20 protein-coding genes and 1 pseudogene are annotated in these 19,274 nt (G+C 28.0%); 9 read left to right on the forward strand and 12 right to left on the reverse strand.

The genetic code is table 11. The features are described from left to right. Position 1 precedes the first annotated feature (1 nt). From BB_RS05325 to BB_RS05350, 6 genes are all read left to right on the forward strand, one after another. Positions 2-565, forward strand: a complete 564-nt coding sequence (locus BB_RS05325; protein ID WP_010890389.1) for a DUF792 family protein — start codon at positions 2-4, stop codon at positions 563-565. Between the two features lie 39 nt (positions 566-604). Further along, positions 605-1,450, forward strand: coding sequence for an outer membrane protein (locus BB_RS05330; protein WP_010890390.1), 846 nt, complete (start codon positions 605-607; stop codon positions 1,448-1,450). Between the two features lie 120 nt (positions 1,451-1,570). Next, positions 1,571-1,846: a hypothetical protein gene (locus BB_RS05335; RefSeq protein ID WP_010257117.1), complete on the forward strand. Its 276-nt coding sequence runs from the start codon at positions 1,571-1,573 to the stop codon at positions 1,844-1,846. 38 nt (positions 1,847-1,884) lie between these two features. After that, positions 1,885-2,151 (forward strand): hypothetical protein, encoded by a 267-nt coding sequence (locus BB_RS05340; RefSeq protein WP_010257121.1) that lies wholly within the window; start codon positions 1,885-1,887, stop codon positions 2,149-2,151. 87 nt (positions 2,152-2,238) lie between these two features. Continuing rightward, positions 2,239-3,168 carry a DUF693 family protein gene (locus tag BB_RS05345; RefSeq protein ID WP_012665583.1) on the forward strand — a complete coding sequence of 310 codons (930 nt, stop codon included), beginning with the start codon at positions 2,239-2,241 and terminating at the stop codon, positions 3,166-3,168. After that, a complete protein-coding gene (locus tag BB_RS05350) occupies positions 3,158-3,727 on the forward strand; it encodes a DUF777 family protein (protein ID WP_012622810.1) in 570 nt (189 codons plus the stop codon). The genes BB_RS05345 and BB_RS05350 overlap by 11 nt, the downstream gene beginning before the upstream one ends. Positions 3,728-3,777: 50 nt before the next feature. Here the strand turns inward: BB_RS05350 and BB_RS05355 are convergent, their stop codons facing one another. From BB_RS05355 to BB_RS05370, 4 genes are all read right to left on the reverse strand, one after another. Beyond that, positions 3,778-5,022 (reverse strand): hypothetical protein, encoded by a 1,245-nt coding sequence (locus BB_RS05355; RefSeq protein ID WP_010890392.1) that lies wholly within the window; start codon positions 5,020-5,022, stop codon positions 3,778-3,780. Positions 5,023-5,489: 467 nt separating this feature from the next. Next, positions 5,490-5,729: a hypothetical protein gene (locus tag BB_RS05360; protein WP_010890394.1), complete on the reverse strand. Its 240-nt coding sequence runs from the start codon at positions 5,727-5,729 to the stop codon at positions 5,490-5,492. Between the two features lie 99 nt (positions 5,730-5,828). Continuing rightward, entirely contained in the window at positions 5,829-6,662 is an 834-nt protein-coding gene (locus BB_RS05365) for a surface lipoprotein P27 (protein WP_010890395.1), read from the reverse strand. Positions 6,663-7,012: 350 nt separating this feature from the next. After that, positions 7,013-7,636, reverse strand: a complete 624-nt coding sequence (locus tag BB_RS05370; protein ID WP_010257147.1) for a hypothetical protein — start codon at positions 7,634-7,636, stop codon at positions 7,013-7,015. 247 nt (positions 7,637-7,883) lie between these two features. Between BB_RS05370 and BB_RS05375 the strand changes: the two genes are divergently transcribed. Then, positions 7,884-8,090 carry an Lp6.6 family lipoprotein gene (locus BB_RS05375; protein ID WP_010257151.1) on the forward strand — a complete coding sequence of 69 codons (207 nt, stop codon included), beginning with the start codon at positions 7,884-7,886 and terminating at the stop codon, positions 8,088-8,090. Between the two features lie 150 nt (positions 8,091-8,240). Here BB_RS05375 and BB_RS05380 read toward each other — a convergent pair whose 3' ends face one another. The 8 genes and pseudogenes from BB_RS05380 to BB_RS05420 all read right to left on the reverse strand — a co-directional run bounded on the left by BB_RS05380 (position 8,241) and on the right by BB_RS05420 (position 16,793). Then, a complete protein-coding gene (locus tag BB_RS05380) occupies positions 8,241-9,149 on the reverse strand; it encodes a complement regulator-acquiring protein (protein WP_010257154.1) in 909 nt (302 codons plus the stop codon). Between the two features lie 152 nt (positions 9,150-9,301). Then, the gene (locus tag BB_RS05385; protein ID WP_010257157.1) at positions 9,302-10,150 is read right to left on the reverse strand and encodes a complement regulator-acquiring protein; all 849 of its coding nucleotides are present in this window, start codon (positions 10,148-10,150) and stop codon (positions 9,302-9,304) included. Positions 10,151-10,328: 178 nt separating this feature from the next. Beyond that, a complete protein-coding gene (locus BB_RS05390) occupies positions 10,329-11,564 on the reverse strand; it encodes a complement regulator-acquiring protein (RefSeq protein ID WP_010890396.1) in 1,236 nt (411 codons plus the stop codon). Between the two features lie 525 nt (positions 11,565-12,089). Continuing rightward, positions 12,090-12,845, reverse strand: coding sequence for a complement regulator-acquiring protein (locus BB_RS05395; RefSeq protein ID WP_010890397.1), 756 nt, complete (start codon positions 12,843-12,845; stop codon positions 12,090-12,092). A 247-nt stretch (positions 12,846-13,092) separates the two neighbouring features. Further along, positions 13,093-13,884 carry a complement regulator-acquiring protein gene (locus BB_RS05400; protein ID WP_010890398.1) on the reverse strand — a complete coding sequence of 264 codons (792 nt, stop codon included), beginning with the start codon at positions 13,882-13,884 and terminating at the stop codon, positions 13,093-13,095. Between the two features lie 316 nt (positions 13,885-14,200). After that, a complete protein-coding gene (locus tag BB_RS05405) occupies positions 14,201-14,998 on the reverse strand; it encodes a complement regulator-acquiring protein (protein WP_133155335.1) in 798 nt (265 codons plus the stop codon). Positions 14,999-15,063: 65 nt separating this feature from the next. After that, a pseudogene (locus BB_RS07955) lies at positions 15,064-15,712 on the reverse strand (complement regulator-acquiring protein). A gap of 190 nt (positions 15,713-15,902) precedes the next feature. Beyond that, a complete protein-coding gene (locus BB_RS05420; protein ID WP_010890399.1) occupies positions 15,903-16,793 on the reverse strand; it encodes a complement regulator-acquiring protein in 891 nt (296 codons plus the stop codon). Between the two features lie 529 nt (positions 16,794-17,322). Between BB_RS05420 and osm28 the strand changes: the two genes are divergently transcribed. Together osm28 and thyX are read left to right on the forward strand one after the other, a co-directional pair. Continuing rightward, positions 17,323-18,096: a porin Osm28 gene (osm28, locus tag BB_RS05425; protein WP_010257191.1), complete on the forward strand. Its 774-nt coding sequence runs from the start codon at positions 17,323-17,325 to the stop codon at positions 18,094-18,096. Positions 18,097-18,322: 226 nt separating this feature from the next. Next, on the forward strand, positions 18,323-19,120 hold the full coding sequence (thyX, locus tag BB_RS05430) for an FAD-dependent thymidylate synthase (RefSeq protein WP_010890400.1): 798 nt from the start codon (positions 18,323-18,325) through the stop codon (positions 19,118-19,120). Positions 19,121-19,274 lie beyond the last annotated feature (154 nt).

Below are 19,274 nucleotides of genomic sequence, written 5' to 3' on the forward strand. Positions count from 1 at the left end.
AGTGATTAAAGAGCAAGCTAGTAAGTTAATAAAAGAGATTGTAAATCAAATTTCAAGTTTAGCAAGCATTTCTAATTTTGTTTTACTTTTTCCAAGGCTTGATTTTAAAGGCCTTGGGTACATTCCCCAGCTATTTTTTATTTTTGTAAAGCACGATCTAATAGAAGAAAATCTCTCAAGTGTAAGCTCAGCCCGTGCAGTAATTGATTTTACAAATACAAAAAGTGAATATGTAAACTTTAACATTACTCCAAGGCCTGAGATTGTAACAATTAATAAAGGGATTTTGTCATCTATTTATGATCAAACTTTGATAAGAGCTTTAAGAGAAACTCCTTTTATGAATAGTGCTTTAGAATTTAATAGCAATTTTATAAAAATGCAATTCAGGCAAAGGTTTAATCTGGGGGTTTATTACAGCATGTACAGCCCTTCGGTGGGGTTTCACGAGGTGGTAAGCATTAGTTCATTAAAGCTTAAAGACACAGTTTATCTAGAGGAGGTTGAAATTAGTTTGCAAGTAAAAATTTGCAAAACGTTTAATATTTTGACTTATAAAGGTTAAAATATTAATTAAAAACATCTAAATATTAGGAGAATATTAATGATAAAATTTAAACTTATTTTAATATTTTTTTTATTTATTGTTTCAACGACATATGCAAGTGTTGCAAGACCATTTGATTTTAGAAAATGGAATTTCAAAAAAGACATAGATTTGGCGTATGTATTAATGCATGATCTTGACAATGGGATTTTAATCAAATCTCAAGATAAAGCTGGCAGCATCAAAAGTCAAGAAGTGCTTACTAAGCTTAATGCACTGAATGCCTATTGTAATAATTTGCAAAGAATAATAAAAGCAAAACTTGTTAGGGGTAGATTTCAAAAAGAAGTGGAATTACCACTACTTAAGATTATTAGAAAATATAAATATTTAACAAGAAATTACAAAAACAAAAGCCTTATTGAAAATCCGGAATATACGAAACTTATTGCAGAGAGAATTATTAAAAAAGCTCTTTTTCTGGAAAACTATTTTCAATCCAATAGGCTTAAGAATGTAAAATCTGGTGAAAATATTAAAAAAAGAATATCTGACAATCAGAGCAAACTGAAGTCTTTAAGGAGCAAGCCTAACAAATCTGTTGGTTCAAAGTTTTCAAAAAACTCAAGACCTTCCAAAAGCCCACAAGGTGTAAAAAAATGCAACAAAAGACGAATCTTAGATAAGTATGATCTTAACGGTGCAGAAAGTGAATTTTTAGATGATCCAAGCCAAGAATCAGACGAGCTAGAAAGAGAGTACCAAGACGATGAGCTAGAAAGCGAAGATCCAGATGATGGGGAAAGAGAGTACCAAGATGATCGAGAAAGCAGAGACGATACATTTAATGAAGACCAGAGTGAAGATGAGTTTTTTGATTCTCTTGAAGATCAGTTTATTTAAATTTTTGAATTTGAATATTTTTTTGATTTGCTTTGGAAGTTTTTAATCTTTTAAGTTTAACTTTTTAAGTTTAATTTTTTAGGCTTTAAAGCCAGAATAATTTTTATTTGGAGAATATTAATGAGACAATTAATTTTAATTTCTTTTTTATTTTTAAGTTTTAATTTATATTCTTATGATCTTCAAGATGACGAAGAGATTGCAGTCAAGTTTTTATACGAAGAAGTAAAAATTAGTGGCAATTTAAACGAAGATCATTCTGTTTCTTCTGCTGAAGGGTTAATACAAAATGTAATTAATAAAATAGGACCTGAGAATATTTTAAACATTGAGCATAGCATAACTTTTAATGGTTTGTCTGTAATGGTGATCTATAAAGCCAAAAAGCAAAGGTAGCAAGGCATTTACAAGTTTAAGGCAAGTTGGTGGCATTTGTGAGAAAAGTTTGTACAATTTTTATTTTATTTTTTTGTTTGTCTTTCAATTTGCATTCCTATGCTGTTGAGAATGGTGTAGTTATTAAGGTTAAAATTTTCAATTTTAAACTAAATCAGCAGAGATCTTTTGAGGAATTAGAGAGAGATTTAAGACTTTTTATTCAAAAGATAGGTTCAAAAAATGTGTTAGACATTAATCATAAGATTTTGTTCACCGGGTTAGAAGTTGTAGTGATGGTGATTTACAAATCAAATAAGGAGTAAAAAATTAAATTTTGCTTTTAGGCTGATTTGTTAAGAATTTAATCAATCAATTTAATATTGATTTAAAAGGAGTTTTATTTAAAAAAGATGTTAATATTTCAGTACGATTTTAAGATTGAATTTTACAATACAGTTAATTCTAAGAATAGCATTGGCGGCAGGCTTTCAGGCCTTAGGCCCAGAGTTGTTATTACCACTCAAAATGGTGCTCCTGATTTGAATATTTTTATTCAAAATACATATTCTGAGAATAATTTAATAACTAGTAAAAAGGCTAAACTTCAAATTTTTAATGTGCCTTTAGATTTTTCTGATTTTAAAACTGCAGACATTGTAAAAATTTATTATAAAAAGTTTTCAGATCAGCAAGATTACCAGTTTATTATGGCTGGGTATTTGGGAGCGCCTGTTGAGAGAATTGGTGGGGCTGAGAATTTTAGTTTTGAGTGTGAATTGTATCTTTTGTCCAGAGCAACCTTTTTAGAGAGAAAATTTGAGTATAAGAATTTCAAAGGCAGCACTATTGCTGATGCAATAAATTATGCGTTTAAGGACAAAGCAATTTTTTTTATGAATGAGCTTGAAAAAACAAAAGTGATCAAAGAGAGCTTTGCTTGTAACTCGCCAAAAGGATTAATAGAATACCTAAGGCGGCAAGGATACGTTGACGCTGTGATTGTTGATATTGGAAATCCCGGGCAAGATGTTGATTTGAAATTTATTTTCATGAATTTTGAACAGTTTGGCGCTGCTGAGTACAAAAGACTTGAAGATTATGGGCTTTTGTTTGTACCTCAAAAGGATGCTTTAGGTTTTAAGTCTGGTTTAAGTTTGTATCAAGCGCAAGTGATGTTTACTCACAACATTAAGATTGCAGATAATCTAAGCTTTAAAGACAGACATGGAAATACTCTTGACTGCAAGGTTAAAAACACCAGTGCCAGATTAAGTAGTACCAGAGAGTGTGTTTTAAACCTAGAGCTTTACTCTAAAGGGGAAATGTATTATGCAAAATAATGATTTTCGCACAGGGTCAGGCAGCCTAAAAGGTTCTTCTACTGGTGTGTTAAAGCAATTTCTTTTTGAAAATGTTTTTATTTGTAGAATAGGTGTTATTAAAAGTTTTGACTTTGAAACTCAAAAGGGCGTTGTTACTATTAAAGAGTACGAAGGGTTAGAGATTAGTACTTGTAGTATATCTAACTTTAATTTTGATTTAACAGCAGAAGATGAGGTGATTTTACTTCAAAGTAATTTTAATATTTTCCAAGAAAGTGATAATAATCATTTTGATAAAAATTATTTCTACATTCTAAGTGTTCTTAATCCTAAAAAAATTGGCATTAGGCTTGATCAGTTTGAATTGAGCGTGCAAGAGCTTGGTGCGCAAAGTGAGAATATAAAATTTAAAGCAAAAAAATTGATCATTGATGTGGATAATATTGAAATTAAAGGCAATTTAAAGATTAATGGAACTAAGTTTGAAAATCATATGCACAGTTCTGGTACTCTAACTTATGTTAATAGTAGTGGTGTGCCAACAACTACAACCGGAAAAACAGGCCCGATTGCTTAAAATAGTTTTTTCTTTTGCTTTTTCTTTTTTAGTGTAGCTTTGCCAAAGATTTATTGATAATTTTTTTCTACCAATAAGATTAAGTTTATTACCTGGTTTGCAAATTCTTTTGTTGCGTTAATTATTTTGCTGATGCTGTTGGTTGTTAATTTGGACTCAGCTTTTAGTTGTTCTTTTGTGTTTTTGTATTCATTTTTAACTTTAGTAAATTTTTCAGCCAAAACTTTATATTCTTGAGCTGTCAATTTGTTGTAAAATTTTGGGTTTGGGTGAAACTTAAAGCCCAAGTCCCAGTCTATTTGACTTGAATTTTCTTTTTCCTGCCATTTTTTAGCAGCATCTATGACCTTTTTTATTGTGCTTGTTCCTAGGGGATCTTTAGTGTCTTCAAAAATAAGCTCACTTTTGTTTAGCTCTTCGAGCAATCTGTTTTTTATTATTTCTATGTTCTCGGTATTAGTATTATTAATGTTGCTCTCAGTTGATTCTTTTTTTGCGCTTGGAGAGTTTTCTTGATCCTTTGGTAAATTTTCAAGCTCTCTAAATTCTTTAGATGTTTCTAAATTTTTTATTGCATTTAGCGCTTTATCTAGAGAGTCTCTAACTTGCTTTAAGTATTCTTTTGTTATGAATTTGTCATCATTTTTTAAGTGAGTGGTGTATTTTTGGTTTTGTGCTAAGGTTATTGTGTTTTTGTTTAAAGTTGCATTTTCTAAAGAGTTATTTCCTAAAGTGACATTTTCTTCTTTGTGGTCAAAAATTTTGTCTTTGTTGTTATTAATTTCTTCTTCTTCAATTGTGGTAAGTATTGTTTCGTTGGTGGTTGTTGAAATTTTAAATTCTACTGTAGTTGGATTTAAAAATTTTTGCATATTTTCGCCCAATTCTTGATCTGTGATCTCGTCAGAAGCTCCAATTAACAATAATTTTTCTTGTATTTTTGCAATTTCTTCTTCTGATTTTGCCATATTTGCTTCTTCTGGTTCTTCTAGTGGCATTAAGCTTTCGCTGCCAAATTCAGATTTTAAGGACATCTCTTGTTTTCCAGGTTCGATTTTTTCAATTTCTAAAATAGGGGGTGTGCTTTGATTTATGTTTGATTCAGGTTCTTTTTTTAATTTAGGGTCTGATTCAAGCTGCAAGCTGTTCTTAATGACTTCTGAAATATTTTTTAATTTATATTCGTTTAAGGCTTTGTTTTTATCGTTTGTATCCATATTTGCATTACAGCTAATAACTAGCAGCAATGTTGTAAATATTGCAATTTTTAAAGCTTTTCTAAGCTTGCCGTTCAAAGCCTCTCACTCCTTTAAAAAAGAATATTGAGAAACATTATACCACATTTTTTGCATTTTGATTTTATTTTTAAATATAAAAATCCCCTTTAAGGGGATTTAAGGGGGTATCATAGATTTTGTACTATTTTTTTAAATTTTTATTCTTACTATTTTTTTAAAATTAAAATTTAACAATATATAATGCGTTGCCTTTGGCTCATTTGTAATTTGGTGTTGAAGTAGTGGTGCTGTTTTTAAATTTTCTAAATTTTTCTAAAACTCTAAGCACCATTCTTCTTTTTTATATTGATACAAAGGATTTGCTTTGTACTAAGTGTACAGCATACTTAGAATTTTTCAGATTTATCAATAAAGGAGAACATCGGATGAAAATCGATGTTCCTTTGAATATATTAAGATATTTAAATGTAGGCGTAAGATTTTAACTATTAGCTAATAAAATGCTTTTAAAATATGAAAATGATTTAATTGCTCTGCTCACTCTCTTCATTTTGATCATCATCATCTTCTTCTTCGGGGTTGTTGTCAGCATTTTCTTCTATTGAGGCTTTTGATTGTGGGTTTTTCTTTTTTTCATCTTTTTTTTCTTGTTCTAATTCTTTGTGCACATTGTTAAGAATAGAATCTATTAAAATCCCACGACCAATTGCACTGCAAGACACAATAAATATTGAAAATGAAATAAATATTATTTTTTTAACCATTTAATCATTCCTTTAACCTAAGCAATTTAGATGTAATTATATATCATTGGATTTAATTAATCAATTAAATGTATTTTATTTTTAAAGCCCGATTTAATTTTACACTAATTCTTTTTGAATTACTAATTTTAGATTATTTAAGTCTGTTATTGTGTCTAAAATTTTAGTGAAATTTTTATTCATTTGAAAGACTTGTTCGTGAGGCAGTAGGTCCAATTCTATTGTTTTTTCGCTAATAGTCACTTTGTTGTAATCTATTGAATGATAATCTTTTTTGTTTTTTATTTGAAATCTATAGATAGGATTTAAGTATTTCTCACCAGTACCCTTTTTAATTGTGTCTTTAAGGTCTTTTAAAATATAATCTTTGGGTTTTTGGATGTCGTTTGGGGGATTGAGCATGATGTTAATAGTGTTGTTGTTATTTTTATCTTTAAGGGTTAAGACAAATAATAAGTCTTGATTTTGGAAGAAATTCTCAATATTTTTAATTTCTTTGAAATTTTTTAAAGTTGAGCTTTTTGGATTTTCTGGGGCTTTAAAGTCTAACAATTTTTTATTTATTAAGATGCTCAAAGACTCCACTTTCCCCTGTGTGGGCAAGATTTTATCTTCTGGTTTTAGAAATTCCTTTTCTCTTGTGATGCTAAAATCAAGAGTGAATGTTTGAATCGGATAAGCTTGCTTGTAGTACTTCTCAATGCTTTTTGGAATTTGATTTGATTCCCTTATTTCTACCGTTTGAATTGATACCGTAGGGATTATTTTTGCTGCATTTTGTTTCTGTTTTTCAGGCTCTTGTTTTTCAATATTTTGTTTTTCAGATTCTTGCTTTTCAGATGTTTTTTCTTTGGTTTTTTGTTCTTTATTTATAGATAAATCACAAGACAAGATCAAAATTTCTAGTAATATTAAAATTACTTTTTTGCTCATTTATTTCTCCTTATCCTTTGGTTTTTTCATTATATAATTAATATTAATTATTAATAAGTTGTTTTAAAGCTAATTTGATTAAATTTATTAAAAATAATAGAAATTAATTATTGAAAAAAGAAGTTCTCTAATGCAAAAGAACTTCTTTGGAGGTAGTTAAAAGTAGTGTTATTTCATATTGATTTAAACAGTCTACTGGCCTTGATGAAGTATGTAGCTATTCTTAAAGTATAGCTCACATTTTAAAATATGAATTTTACTTATTTTTAAAATTTGTACAAAGAAGGCTCGCGTTGGGAGCCTCTTTGAAACGTGTGTGGGAAGTGTTTAAGTTTAATTTTAATAAATAATTATTTGATAAATTCTTTTAGCCTTGAAGCATTGGTCAATATTTTTAGTGCATCGTAAATGCTTTGACTTACTTTAATGTAATATTTTTTATTAGAATAATTAGAGTAGATAAGTTTAATTTTATTTAGACTTTTTTGAAATTTGGCAAAGTTTAAATATTTCCAGCTGTGATTGGTTGATACGTAAAATGAGCTTCCAAATTGCAAATTGCCTTCTTTGTCGTTACTTAGAATTGCCTTATTGATGCTTAACAAACTGTGATAATGAAACAAGGGCATTAAATTCAGTTCTTTTTTTTGTTTATCTTCAAAATTTAAACAACATCTTATGTAATTATTTTCATAAAAATGATTAAAATCTTTGTGATTTTTTAATTGAAGTAGGTTTTTTAAACCTTTTTTATCCATACTGGTTTTGTGAGCCAATATGCTAATTGATTTTAGCTTGCCTTTTGTTAGTGTGATTTTATCGTATTGGCCTAAATAGTTTGCTTCTGATTTTATTTCAATTGCTGCTTTTGAATCTATGCTGTAAGTTCTAATGTAAAACTGTGCACAAAGAATGGGATTTAAAGGCTTTGCATGTTCATTTTTGTAAATCAGGTTGTTTTTAATTGCACTCATATTTATCTTTTGTAATATTAAATTTATTTAAATTATTTTTTAAAATATTAAAATTTATGTACATACAAATATTTAATTATTCCTCAGTCCAAATTTATTTGTATAAGATATCATTTTATACGGATTTTATCAATAGTTTGTATATTGTTTAATAATTTTTTTTATTTAGAACAAAAAACCAATTGATATTGATTATTTTAAGATTATATTTTAATATAATATCAGTTTTAAAGAAGGAGAATAAACAATGACAAAATTAATGTACGCTATATTTTTGAGTGCAATATTATTTGTTGCTTGCGAAACTACAAGAATTTCAGATGAGATGGAAAATACTAGCGATGAAGATTCAAAAGTTACAGCTCCAATGACAGATAAAGATATGATGAAGTCAATGCCAGACAAAAATACCAAATCAATGAAGCAACCTATGACAAAGTCAATGAAAAAGTAATAATACTTGCTTGTAAATTAATTTAAATACAGTACTAATAACTATTTATTATTTTGATTTAGAAAAATTAAATTAATATTAAAATTAAATATAAAAAAGGGGAAAGAGGTTTTTAAACCCCTCTCCCCCCTTTTGAATGCAAAACCAGTATTACTGAATTGGAGCAAGAATATTGGTAGTCGTGTTTACTAAGTCCAAAATTATATCGTGAATGTTTGCAAATTGAGCTCTTGAATTTTTTGATCTTAAGGTGTCATTTAATTTTGAAACGTCAGTTTGTAAGTCAGGGTTAGTATTGTACTCGTCAATAAGGTCATCTGTGTCTTTTAGCCATTTTTCTTTAAGTGATGTAAGTTTTTCAAAATCATTGTAGAGTGTTTCCAAATTAGGTTTGTTTAGCTGTTGTAGTTTATCTTTTACATTTAGTATTTTTGCGCTGATTTCTTCCATTGCTAATTGAATGCTAAAGCCTCTGTTTATAAGAGTTTCTTTAACCAAACCTCTGTAGTTTGAGTCTTGGCTGAGTTTTGATAAAATTTGCCCAAGATTAAAAATTTTTCCTTCGTTGAAATTTAAAGATGTGTAAAGCATCCTTCTCTCTTCTGTATATTCGTGGCTGTCAAAATGCACTGTTGAGTTTGCATTGAAAAATATTTTACTAAATATTTCTGCTCTCATTCCAAATTGGTCATTAGGTTCACCCCTGGAAGAATCCATTTCGCTTATTTGAATAATATTCTCAGATCTGTCCAGTATTTTTTGTATTAGCTTTGCAACTTCAGGATCTAATATTTTTTTTGGAGCATTGTTGGCATTAGCGTTGGGATTATTTTTTTGTTTTGAAGCCTTTGAATTTGCTTTATTTTTTCCAGCTGCGGGCTTTGTTGGATTTTTTAAATTATTAATAGCAACAAGCAGATTTTCTACTTTTCCTTTCCTTTTCTCTTTTTTATGCTTTTTGCTTTCATTGCTGTCTTTGACTTCCAGAGAGCAAGAAATCAAAATTAGCACAGTTAATACATGCAATAAAAATATTGCAATTAATTTATTATTTTTCAAAATGTTATCCTTCAATAAAAATTTTAAGTAATTTATATTAATTAATAATTTTAATTACCCCATTAATAACTTTAATTCAAAATTGTTATTGTACAAGAAGAATTCAAAAAAAAAGAGAGCATGCGCTCTCTTTGGGTACAAGGTCTTATTTTTTAATTATTATTAAATTTAAATAATGTGTCTAAGTGAAGTAATGTTTGCTCGGATTTCAAGCAAAGAGAAATCATAGTATCTTTATATGTTTGCTCAATGTGGTCGTTTAGCTTTTCTGTATTGTATTGTAGCTCCAAGGTAGCATTTGAGCTTTTAATTAGTGTTTCTATTGTGCTAAGCCATTCTTTTTTTATTAAGGTTAAATCAACAATTAAATTATAAATTTCTTCCAAAGTATTTTTGTTAAAATCATTTGCTTTTAGCTTATCCATGTTGATTGCTAAATCTTCAAGTGCAACTTCAAATCCTTGTTGGATTCGTATACCACCTGATATTTTTTTTATTGTATCGTGGGCTTTTGGGTCTTTGTAAAGTTTGTTTACAATCTCTGCTAAATTGAAAATATCAGTGGTGTTATAGCTTAGTGATGAATAAAATTGTCTTCTCATTTTTTGAGATTCTGCGAGGCTTGAGTTCATTTTTTCTTGAAGCCTTGTGCCATTTGTGGAGTCAATTTTGTAAACATTAAGCAGTTCAAACATGCTATTTTTTAGTCCAAATTGGCTGGGTATTTCTGTTTGAAGTTTTTCTTTTTTTATTATTGTCATTTCTCTTGCTAAAATTTCAAAAAGCTTGTCAATTAGATCCGCTTCGCCTTTGTTTGAAACTTTTAAGTTTTTTGTTGATCTTTGATCTTGTGTTTTTGTGCCTTTTTGAGGACTTAATTCATTGTATTTTGTTTCCGTAAAGCTTGCTACTTTGTCTTTGTTGTCTTTGTTGTTTAGATCGCAAGAGAAAAATGTCGTTATCCCCAATGTTATTAATATTGATAATTTTATTTTATTCAAAATTTGGTCCTTTAATAAAAATTTTAAGTAACTTTAATTATTTAAAATTAATACTTAATGATTTAAATTTAGTTCAAATTTGAAATAGAACAATAAAAAAAAGAAGAGTCCAGTGCTCTTCTTTTGATTAAATAGTTGCAAAATAGTTTATTTTCGTTTTTTAAATAAACTATTTGAATTACATTATACTAATGTATGCTTCAAGAACAGACTGGCGAGCATTTTGCATATTATCTAGGTATCTTTTTTTAATGTACTCTGCTAAGGATTTGGAATCGCTTAAACTTGAATTAGAGCTAGCATTAGCAATAAGCCCATCAGCTTGTCTTGACCATTCTTTTCTTTTATCTAATATTTGATTTAGTTTTGATTTAAGCTCTTTTAGCTTCATGGTGAAATCAAAACTGTTGATTTTAGCGTTTAAGTAATCCTGGTTAAAGATTTCAATTTTTTTATTTATTTCTTCTAGTGCAAGTTCGAAAGAAATTTGTGTTCCAAGCCCTGATATCATTAATTCTCTTATTAAGCTGTGATTTTGATTCTCATTGTAAAGAGCTTCCATTATTGATCCAAATTGTTCAATTTTGTATTGATCAAAATCCATAAGCGCATAGAATTTATTTCTTTCATTTTCTGCTTCTGGTGTGTTAGAGTTAAGCTGTGGCGCGTAACTTCTGTCATAAACTTTAGCACTTGAAATAACATCTAGCAGTTCAAATGCAGAATCTTTCATTTTGAATTGATCGTAAGTTTCTCTAAATCCAAAGTTGTTTTGTGTTTTATTTTTTTCTTCAGAAATTGCTCTAATAAGTTCGTTTTTTAATGTTTGTAATTTACTGCCAGAAGATGTTGTTGTTTGTACAGCAGAGCTTGAATTTGTTTGCTGTCTTGTTGGTTGACTAAAGCTGTAGTTTAAGGCAAATGTTGGCAGCCCGCTATTTCTGCTGTTAAAAGTTCTTGTATTTCCGGGTACGGTTGTAACGGCTTGAATAGGTATTCTTTGTTTTGTTAGTGATGCAGCTCTTGCTGCTGTTGTTTTTGGCAGATTTGACAGATCTGCGCTAAAACTTAAGCTTTGCAATTGTGGGCTTGGTGCTGCTTGTTGATTTTGCGATCCTTTATTTGGTGTTGTTTGTGGTTGATTTTGCGATCCTTTATTTGGCGCTGCTGCTACTGTTTTTGCCGCTTGCGATTGTTTTTTTAGCTCTGCTGCTACTTTGTCATTGTCAGCAATTGGTATATTTTTTGCAGCATTTGAGTTTGTATCAGCACTTGTTGTTTCTTGATCATCTGCTGCCTTATTAAGTATTCCTTTTACTTTGTTTTTATAATCTTCGTTTAGATTGGCATCAATCGTGCAAGAAAATAAAAACAATCCCAAAAGCTTTAATTGTATTAATGGTTTGATTTTCAAAATACTATTCCTCGATTTCTTTTTAATGAATTTTAATAATCAAAATTAATTAAAATTTAAAATTAATTATTAATTAATAAAAACTTAGTTCAAATTAAGTAATAATCAATAAATATAAATAAAAAAGAGCAAATACTTTGCTCTTTTTTATTTATTCTACTACTGGCCCTATTATTTCTCTATTTTTGCGACAAGTTCTTGTTTTGAGCCAATCAAAGCACGAACACATAAATGAACACAAAAGTAACGTTTTTCCCAGTTTAGTAAACGCCAATTTGTATTTTTTCAAAATATATTCTCCTTTTGTAAAAATGTAGTTCTGGGTACAAAATAATTTTTATTACATATTATAAATGTATATCAAATTATTTAAAGTTTAAATTTAAACTATTATAAAAATTGAAAGACATTGTTGTGTTTTAGTTTGGATTTATTTGAATTTAGATTATGAGTCTAAAAAAAAAGAGAAGAATTAACTTCTCTTTTTAAAATATCAAGTGCAACATATTATTTTTTTTCTTTCTATTAGTAAAAGGCAGGTTTTAAAGTATCAAAATCTTTGTAATATTTATTAAAGTGTTCTGCCAGTATTTTCTCATTATCTTGAGTATTTTGATTGTAAACTTTAAGAGTTTCGTTTAAGGTTTTTTTAAGTCTTTGTTTTATCTCTAAGTTGGATTTTATTTGCATTAGCAATGATTTAGATTCTTCTTGACTTAGATTTTCTACTCCATTTTGTATTAATTCTAAATTTTGCTCTATTTGGAATTGAATGCCCCATGATATGTGATAAATCAATCTTCCAATTATATTGTAATGTTCGGAATTTTTTTTAAGTATTTCAAGAATTTCTTTTAATTTTTCTATATTTTCTTTTTTATAATCTAAAGATGAGTAAAGCGTTCTTTTTATTTTCATTTGGATATCTTCATCAATAAGATCGTAAGGACCAACTTTAAAAGTGCTTAGGAAATCAAATTTTTCCTTAGCAATTTTAGCTATTTGTATATTTTCTTCTTTTTTTTGATCTTCCAGTTCCTTACCAATTGCTTTTAGCTCTGAAGCGATAGTTTCCATAATTTTTTCATCAGAAGTGCTAAGGTCTCCAGATTTATCTTCAAAATTTTGGGTGTTTTCCCCCGGATTGGTGATTTTTTTTGGCTTAGTGTTTGCATTTGCTTTAGGATCGATTTTGCTAAAAGGTGCGCATGAGGTGCAAATTAAAGTTAATATCATTGCAATAATATTAATCTTGATTATATTTAGTTTGGCTTTTTTCAAAATACTCTCCTTATAAATTAAAACTAATATTAATTAATTCTAATATAAAATAATAATATAACTATATTACAATAATTGTCAAATAACAATATTATTATTTAATATTTAAAGATTAAATTTTATTGTTATTTTTAGATTGGATTTATTTGGATTTATTTGGATTTGGGTTGTGAGCCTAAAAAAAAGAGAAGTTTTAGCTTCTCTTTTTTAAAATATAAAGTTCAATATATTAATTTTTTTATTAAAATTAATAAAAGGCAGATTGTAAAGAATCAGAGTCTTTGTAATATTTATTAAAGTGTTCTGCTAGTACTTTATTTTCTTGAATGTTGTTAGTATTTTTACGGTAATCTTCAAGAGTTTTGTTTAGGGTTTTTTTAAACTTTTCTTGTAGCTGTAAGGCAGATTTTACTTGTTCTAGCAACGCCTCTAAATCTTCTTTTGAATTTTCTTTGCTTAGAGTGTCCAGTTTTTCATTTATTGATTTTAAGTGCTTTTCCAGTTTTAATTGAATATCCAGCGCTATGCGATAAAGGAAATTTGCAGCAATTTTGGGGTCGTTTTCGTAATTATTTATGAGTTTTTCAAGAATTTCTTTTAATGTCTCTATGTTTTCTTTTTTATAATCTAAAGATGAAAGAAGAAATCTTTTTAAAAGCATTTTTTCATTTTCGTTAGCTAGTTCATAAGCCCGAATATAAGTATCTAATAGGTTAGATTCTTCATTAGTAATTTTGGCTATTTGTATATCGTATTGATTTTTTCGATCTTCTAGCTCCTTACCAATTGCTTTTAGCTCTGAAGCGGTAGTTCCCATAAATTTTTCATCAGAAGCGCCAAGGTCTCCAGATTTATCTTTAAAATTTTGGATGTTTTCCCCTGGATTGGCGGGTTTTTTCAGTCTGGTGTTTTTTTTAAGCTTGGTGTTTTCATTTGCCTTGGGATTGATTTTGTTAAAAGGTGCACATGAGATGCAAATTAAAGTTAATATCATTGTAATAATATTAATCTTGATTATATTTAGTTTGGCTTTTTTCAAAATACTCTCCTTATAAATTAAAACCAGTATTAATTAATTTTTAATATAAAATAATATTATAATTATATTAAAAATATTGTCAAATAATAATAATATTATTATTAGATTGAATTTATTTAGATTTATTTGGATCTGGGCTGTAAGCTTAAAAAAAGAGAAGTTAATACTTCTCTTTTTTAAAATATAAAGTTTAATATATTATTTTTTATTTAGATTATTTTTTTAATTCATTTAATTTTTCTTGTTTAGATTTAGCATCGTAAGTAGAATAATCAAATATTGTTGGGTAATTTTCATCTATGTGGCTTATTATGTATTATTTTATATTAGTCTCTTTTTCAATTTTTTGAATTTCTTGGGGAACTTCTCCAACAGTTTTTTTCAAAGCTTTTTTGAACTTTTCTTTTAGTATTAAGTCAAATTCTACGTGTATTAGTAGTTCTTTTAAATTTTCTTCGCTTAGAGTGTTTAAATTATCTTCTTTTGTTGATTCTAAATGTTTGTCTATTTGTGTTTGAATATCTAGAGCTTTGCCATAGAGTAGATCTATAATCATGTATTCGCCCCCATCTTTTCCCTTAACTTTTTCAATAATTTCTTTTAATTTCTTTATTTCCCCTTTATCGTAATCCAAGGATGAATAAATTATTCTTTTTATTTGCATTTTTACATTATTTTTAGTTTCTTCGGTTGTTTCTGGTTTAGTAAAATACACAGGCTGGATTTTACTGTCAAGAGTTTCTAAGAGATCAGATTCTTTTTCGGCAGTAATTTTTTCTATTTTTGTAGTTTCTTCATTTTTTTGAGCTGTTAGTTTATTGCCAAATTCTTTTAATTTTGCGATTGTAACTTCTTTTAGAGATTTTTGACTTAAAGAATTAATGTCCCCAGATGCATTTTTTAAATTTTCGGTGTCTTCTTTTGTATTGGTGTAGCTGTTTACTTCTGGAGCCATTGGACTAACGGCGCATGAGATGCAAATTAAGGTCAGTGTTGCTACGATGATGCTAAGCTTGGTTGTGTTTAGGTTAGTTGTTATTAGATTAAATTTATTATTGTGTTTTAGTTTGGATTTATTTGGATCTGGGCTGTAAGCAAAAAAAAAGAGAAGAATTAACTTCTCTTTTTTTAAAAAATATCAAGTGCAACATTTGTTTGTTGCTTATATTATTGGTTTAATTAGTTTTGTTTAAATTCAACACTGTAAGTAGAATAATCAAATATTTGGTAATTTTCATTTATGTAGTATGCTATGTAATATTTTTTATAAGCATCTTCATTTTTTTCAAGTATTTCTGTATCAAGACCCTCTGTAATTTTTTTTACAGAGTACTCTTCTTTAATTTTTTGAATTTCTGGGTAAACTTCTTTAACAGTTTTTTCTAAAGTTTCTTTGAACTTTTCTTTTAGCATTAGGTCAAATTCTGCGTGTATTAGTAGATCGTTTAATTCCTCTTTTTTTTGTATTAATTCTAAATGGCTGTCTAGTTGTTCTTGAATGCCCAATGCTTTGTGATAAAGTAGTCCTATAATTATATTTTCGTAATCGGGGCTGCCTTTAAGCGTTTCAAGAATTTCTTTTAATTTATTCATTTTTCTGATCTTTTAACTTCTTGGTAGGTGCTTCTAATTTTGAGACCTTAGTTTCTTCTTGATATTTTTGATTTAAAGACTCTGGATTTCCAGATTTTTGGTTGCTTTCTTTTATATCGGTGCGGCTTTTTACTTTTGGACCAATTGGATTAACAGCACATGAAGTGCCAATTAAAGTTAGTATTGTTGCAATGATATTTAGTTTATTTTTTGTCAAAACACTCTCCTTATGCATATTTATAAGTCAAAATTAATGGTGATTGATTTTAATACAAAATAATATAACTGCATTTCAAGATTTGTCGAATAACAATATTATTATTTCATATTAAAAAATCAAATCTCTATTTTATGTTTTTAATATTTTAAATTTTTTTAATGTTAACCTCCTTTAATTCGTACACCAACCGCACATACACCACCAATTAGTAGTGTATGTGGTCACAACAGGTTTTTAGCGGTGTTTCAATATTGTTTAAAATTTGCATACTTTTATTTGAGTCGAGTTCATGCTCGTATCCAACCCTTATTACTTCTCCGAGAATTTTTCCATCAGCTTTGCATCCTCCCGTATTTTTGTCATATTCGCCAATAATGTTATCGACGATTTTTATCCATGAATTTCTCTCTTGCATTAGTTTTTCAAAATTTTCCTGAATCTCTTTTACTGTTTTTGTTCTAAAATTAAAAATTAGGCGCTTTTGCTCGTCTTTAGTTAAAATATTAACAGCGCTTTCAAATGCTTCTTGGATTTTAAATCCTGTCCAAAAAATTAAACCAATAAGTGTGTAATGGTAGTCGTTTGAGCTTGATGTTTGCGCGAGTATTGTGGCTAATTTTTTGATTTTATTTTCATCATAATTTAAAGATGAGTAAAATAATCTTCTAAGTCGATTGTCTTTTAACATAAAGTCAATATTATTGTCTTTTTTTTCTGTGAATAAAGTTTTATTTATTCCAAATTGATCATTAGGTTCGATTTTTTGAATATCCGTGTTTATTGTTTGAGCAAACATTTCGATATTTGGACCTATTTTATTAATCAATTTTTCATTCTCATCAAATTCTTGTGCAATTTTTTTAATTATTTTTTCTTTTTCATTTTTAAAGAACTGGCTTTGTTGTAAGTTTTGAAGATTTTGGGTGCTTACAATCTTTTCTGTTTTTTGTAAAACTTTAATTTTTCCAAGTTTAATAGGGCTTGATTGTAATTCACTTATCGCTTCTGTGTTGTTTGATTTAGAATAAAAAGAGCATGAGAACAGTAAAGTTATTTGAAACAGTTTTAACGTTTTCCAAATTTTGTTTCTTTTCAAAACGTAATCCTTAAAAAAAATTAATCATTAGTTTTATTTGGCAAGCTCAATATTTTTGATTTCTAATATAAATATATTTCAATTTGTTTAATTTTCAATGTTTTTTTATACATTTAAAATACAAATTAATAAATTAATTGTTTAAAATATTTTTTTTAAAAAAACTTAAAATATTTCGTTTGGTTTTTTGAATTTGTTAGCAATGTAATTAGTATTGATCTTAATGGCAATGTTTGCTAAGGTGTATTAATTTTAAAAATTTTTTGTTATTAGCCTTGTTTTTGTTTGTGATTGAGTTATATTTTTCATGTGTTATTTTATAATAATAAATCTAACTATTATGAAATAACACCGTTCTCCCCATTTTAATGTAAAATCTAAGTGTTTAATCTTTATTAAAACCCTTTATTTTTAAGGTCATTCTTAATTAAAAAAGTTAATTATATATTTTTATTTAAATATGTATTGATTCTAATTTAGTTATGTTTTAAAATAATAAAAATAAATGTTTAAATAAGGAGAATTAACAATGACTAAAATATTTAGTAATTTAATAATTAATGGATTATTGTTTGGATTTGTAAGTTTAAATGTGTTTGCAGATTCTAACAATGCAAATATTCTCAAGCCTCAATCCAATGTTTTAGAACACTCAGATCAAAAAGATAACAAAAAATTAGATCAAAAAGATCAGGTTAATCAAGCTTTAGATACTATTAACAAGGTAACCGAAGATGTTTCTAGTAAATTAGAGGGAGTTAGAGAATCATCTCTTGAATTGGTAGAATCAAATGATGCAGGAGTAGTTAAAAAGTTTGTAGGCTCAATGTCTTTAATGTCAGATGTTGCTAAAGGGACTGTTGTTGCATCACAAGAAGCAACTATTGTGGCAAAGTGCTCAGGAATGGTTGCTGAGGGTGCAAACAAGGTTGTTGAAATGTCTAAAAAGGCTGTTCAAGAAACCCAAAAAGCTGTTTCTGTTGCTGGTGAAGCAACATTTTTAATAGAGAAGCAAATAATGTTAAATAAATCCCCAAATAATAAGGAATTGGAATTAACAAAAGAAGAATTTGCTAAAGTGGAGCAAGTTAAAGAAACTTTAATGGCTTCTGAAAGGGCTTTGGATGAAACAGTTCAAGAGGCTCAAAAAGTTCTCAATATGGTTAATGGTTTGAATCCGTCAAATAAGGATCAAGTATTAGCAAAAAAAGATGTTGCAAAGGCTATTTCTAATGTTGTTAAGGTAGCTCAAGGCGCAAGAGATCTTACAAAAGTAATGGCTATTTCTTTATACATGAGATAGTTAGATATATAAATTTATAAATAATTAGAGGTTAAAGCAAAAAGGTTTGAAGCTAATTGTATTAGTTTCTGCCTTTTTTATTTAATAAGATCAATATTGATCTCCCTATTAAGGCTGTTCTTATGATATAATATATTTTCGTTATGAATATTTACATTTTCAATATTTACTTGCATATTTATATTCTTAACTAATAAAATTTGCCTTAAGGAAGGAGAATTAATTTTTGAATAAAGAATATAAAATTTTGGATAATGGTTTTTTAAAACTTATTGATTTCATGGGAGATGATAGGAGAATAGTTAAGGCTGCAAGGATTTCTTATCGAGAAGAGAGCGTTAAAAGAAAAGATGCGGAACTTATTGACTATTTAATAAGAAATGGGCACACAAGCCCATTGGAGCAGGTGGTTTTTACATTTCATGTTAAAGCTCCAATATTTGTTGCAAGGCAATGGATGAGGCATAGAACGGCAAGGATTAATGAAGTTTCTGGATGCTACAGCTTGGCAAGAGAGGAATTTTATGTCCCTTTAGAAGAAGATTTAAAGTGTCAAACTTCTAGTAATAGCTCTGAAAAAGAGTTTAAGTCTTTGGAAAAATTGTCGGACAAAATAAAGCATCATCAAAAACATTCTTATGAGCTTTATCAAGATATGATCAATGCTAATATTCCAAAAGAACTCTCAAGAATAGTTTTGCCCTTAAGTTTATATACCGAATGGTATTGGCAAATTGATTTAAATAATCTTTTTCATTTTATTAAATTGCGATTAGCCCTAGACAGTCCAAAAGAAATTAAAGAAAATTCGCCAAAAGAAATGCGCGAATATGCTAAAGCATTGATAAGCATAGTAAGAGAAATTGTGCCCATCGCTTTTAACAGTTTTGAAAATCATTTTTTAAGAGGAAAGAGATTTTCCCACGAAGAGATAATTGCAATTATTAATGCTTTGGATTTAAATAAGCTTAGTATGGATGCTGAAAAATTGAACTTATTGAAAGATAAGCTAGGAATTGATTGATTGTAAGTGTGTATTAGTATTTAGTTGATAAATTGTGGATTTGCGATTTTTGCGACCAAAAACTTATTTTTTAGCATAAGGTGTAATCTTTAAAAGATAGTTTAAATTGTAAATTAAATGCTATAAAATGCCTTTTAATAAGAGTTTATTAGTA

The organism is Borreliella burgdorferi B31, assembly GCF_000008685.2.
GTDB classification, from domain to species: domain Bacteria; phylum Spirochaetota; class Spirochaetia; order Borreliales; family Borreliaceae; genus Borreliella; species Borreliella burgdorferi.